Source organism: Ideonella sp. P3_A4 (genome assembly GCF_056403075.1).
The window spans coordinates 1-2,732 of the sequence record NZ_JBFUGE010000728.1 but is presented as its reverse complement, the minus strand read 5'-3'; the positions used below and the strand labels follow the sequence as shown (position 1 = coordinate 2,732).

The following is a 2,732-nucleotide window of genomic DNA, read 5'->3' as shown; positions in this document are numbered from 1 at the left end:
CGCGCGCTCTTCGTCGGGCGACTGCTCTTGCGCCATCATCAGCACCGGCGTGTCGCCCATCAGGAAGGCCGCAGTCGAGTCGGCGGCTGAAATGGCGCCGAGCCACTTGCGGTTGCGTTCGAGCAGTTCGCCAAAGCGCGCGTCGAAGCGAGTCTGGCCAGGTGCGGCGCCCACGGCCTGCAGGTACTGCACGGCCCACGCCGTGCCGATGGCGCCGAAGTACAGCGAAGTGGGCGGCTCGTTCGGGTCGTCGCCGTCGACGTCCTTAGGGTGGATCGGCCACCAGCCGCCGGCTTCGAAGCGGGCCACCGTGGTGGCGACGATGCGCTCGATCTCGGCGCGTGCCGCTGCCCCGTCCCAGGGGCTGGCGTTCAGGGGCTCGTGGCGGGTGGGGTCGTGCAGCATGGGGCAGCGTGGAGAGAGGGAAGGGCGCGCATTGTGCGCTGATTGCCGCCCGGCCGCTTTTTCAGCGCTGGAACATCGGTTTGCCGCTGGTGGGGTCGATCGGCGAAGAGGTGTGCTGGTGCACGACCTTCCAGCTGCCCGCGCGCTGCCGCATCACCAGCGTCAGGCGGTTGCTCATCGAGCGCAACGTCGTGCCATCGGCGGTCTGGGCCGAGAAGCGGACGAACGCGTGGCCGAACGCCAGATCGCCCACCGTCTCGCCCTGTACCTCGCTGAACTCGACCACCACCCGCTCGTCGCCGAGCGAGCCGAACCAGCCCTCGGCCGTCGCCCGCCAGACGGCCAGGCCCTGGTGGACCCACTGGCCCCACATGTCGAAGACGTGGATGTCGGCGTCGTAGAGCGCGCAGAAGGCGTCGACATCTTTGGCAAGGACGGCCGCACGGTAGGCGGCCAGGGCGGCGGAGACGGGGTCGTTGAGGTGCATGGGGTAGGGTGGGTGACGGAGGAAGAGGCCTCCATTCCCTACGACGATCGACCGCAGTCGATTTCGACAAAGGCCTCTGCCGACCTCGGCTGGATCGGCAAATGCGCAGGGGGCGGAGGCTGCTTCCGGCCACAAGCAGTCGTCGGCAAACGGCTGCTTCGCTACCATCGAGCCCTCGTTTGTCGGGAGAAGAAGAATGCAGAATCAACACCGCCGCTGGGTCGCAAACCACCTGACTGACAAGACTTCCGAACTCCAGTACTTCCTGGCGCATATCGTGGACGGAGCTGCTGAGTCGCTTCGACAATTCCACGCTGGTAAACATCAGGAGGAACCGTCCCCCGCGACTCGGGCTGTGGTCTTTGGCTTCTCCGCCTTCACCAATGCGACGCAAACCCTGAAGGACTCGTTCACGACAGCGACCGGCGAGAACATGACTTGGACGCAGATCGCAGCTTTGCGACATGGACAATTTTTCTACGAGGCCAGAAACGCGTCGACGCACGATGGTCATCCTGTTGTTAACGCTTGGATCGAGGGGTGCTTCCGGGTACTCCTGAAGATTGAACGTTACGATAACAAGAGCAACAAGATCGAGATCCTTCCGCCTCAAGAAGACGTCCCGACCATGTGCCTTCAGTTCGCGGCCGACTTCTGCGATCTGTTGATTCGGCGGTTGAGGCCTCACCTTGGTCGAGCAGAGCTACGAGGGGCCCGCTTCACGGTGGAGCAACTCGACGGATACGCGAACTCGCCGTTCATGCCCGACTTTGCTCGACGGCTCATGCAGGATCAACGAAGTGAGCAGATCGCCCAAATTCAAGCGAGCGACCACGATCCCATCAACACGGCCATCGAGAAGCTGACGGAAGCGGGGGGCTACGCCCACTCTGCGCTGCAGGCTCTATCTGCAACATGAAGGAGTTGTGAATGCCGCGGGCAACTTTGCACGACGGTCCGCTCTCAGCCTTGCAGCCGACTGCACTCCACCGCTGCTACCCGCTCAGAAAGGACTTCTGGGCGGCGCCAGTCGGCCATCAGCCGCCGCTGGCGACAGGCAGAATCCTGGTCGGTCGTCGCGTCGAACGGGCCTTAACGCGCATCACGAAGATCTGCACTTCGGAGATGCCGCGGGCTCGATGACCGATCACCGCAGAACTGCCACCAGTTGGCTACAGACTACCTCTGTGGGGAGCGGATAGAGAAGAGCCGCGGCAGGCCGCGTCTGGCCCGATGACGCCTGAGGCCGCTGTCGGGMCGCCACGAACGGCCGAAGGCGTCGCGAGCAGGGGCGCGGCGCGTCGAAGGTCGGGCCATCCAGCATCGCCAGCACCTGCACGGTGGCCTCCAGCGTCGAGACCTGGCGCCTTGCCGCGCCGCGCAGATCGCGCGGCAGCGGGTCGGGCCGGCGCATCCAGTGACAGCAGCGCGGCCCCGATTCGGGTGCTCGAAGTAAACAACGCAAACGGTATTTCAAGAGAGCCTGCCAGACGAGGACGGCATATCAATTATTGTAGTTATTCAACAGCACGCCAACCCTTGTTGTCAATGGCGACATGTATACGTTGTCGTTCATATTGTGTGTGTGGCAAATTGGAATGATGAAGACCGTCATGTTGGCCCCGGCGTTCACATAATTTGCTGTTGTTCCTAAGATCACGTGTCCGCCTACTGCCCCCCTTTGGTCGCATGGAAATCCACCGAATTGCCAAGACGAACAAACCGGAGCGTTACCGAATTGGTCCCGCCATAACGCAATCCATGATTTGCTCGCGACATGTGGATCATGGKAACTGCCGATGACGTTAGCGAAATACTCATTCCCCGATAAGTATATTTC

The 2,732-nt window shown here is 62.5% G+C and carries 4 protein-coding genes; 1 reads left to right on the top strand and 3 read right to left on the bottom strand.

Annotated elements, in window-relative coordinates; all coding sequences use genetic code 11:
* Nucleotides 1-405: hypothetical protein (locus tag AC1DYI_RS31845; protein WP_477208117.1), on the bottom strand; the 405-nt coding region annotated here is incomplete at its 3' end.
* 61 nt (nucleotides 406-466) lie between these two features.
* Nucleotides 467-892 carry a YybH family protein gene (locus AC1DYI_RS31840; RefSeq protein WP_477208116.1) on the bottom strand — a complete coding sequence of 142 codons (426 nt, stop codon included), beginning with the start codon at nucleotides 890-892 and terminating at the stop codon, nucleotides 467-469.
* A 196-nt stretch (nucleotides 893-1,088) separates the two neighbouring features.
* Between AC1DYI_RS31840 and AC1DYI_RS31835 the strand changes: the two genes are divergently transcribed.
* A complete protein-coding gene (locus AC1DYI_RS31835; RefSeq protein WP_477208115.1) occupies nucleotides 1,089-1,811 on the top strand; it encodes a hypothetical protein in 723 nt (240 codons plus the stop codon).
* 585 nt (nucleotides 1,812-2,396) lie between these two features.
* On the opposite strand, the gene AC1DYI_RS31830 is transcribed toward AC1DYI_RS31835, so the two are convergent.
* Nucleotides 2,397-2,732: hypothetical protein (locus AC1DYI_RS31830; protein WP_477208114.1), on the bottom strand; the 336-nt coding region annotated here is incomplete at its 5' end.